Source organism: Bacillus cereus group sp. N6, from assembly GCF_016483705.1.
Classification (GTDB): domain Bacteria; phylum Bacillota; class Bacilli; order Bacillales; family Bacillaceae_G; genus Bacillus_A; species Bacillus_A wiedmannii.
In genome coordinates, this window is the sequence record NZ_JAEHBI010000334.1 from 1 (window position 1) to 238 (window position 238).

Below are 238 nucleotides of genomic sequence, written 5' to 3' on the forward strand. Positions count from 1 at the left end.
ATCGTCAAACTAGTTCATCTCATCACTCCCGTCCAAACTGTACAACTCCTATCAGCGGGAGCTCCCCTTGCAGCTGGAGCAACAGGTGCTACTGGCGCTCCAGGACCTCAAGGTGCTCAGGGACCAGCTGGTGCTCAAGGCGCTACTGGACCTCAGGGTGCTCCTGGGGGTCAAGGTGCAGCTGGTGCTCAAGGTGCTACTGGTGCAGAAGGCCCGGCTGGGGCGCCGGGGGGTCGTG

At 61.8% G+C, this 238-nt stretch carries 1 protein-coding gene; it reads left to right on the plus strand.

Annotated elements, in window-relative coordinates; translation table 11 throughout:
• Positions 1-238, plus strand: a 238-nt coding sequence (locus JDS99_RS31510; RefSeq protein WP_199696544.1) for a hypothetical protein, incomplete at both ends; no start/stop codon positions are given.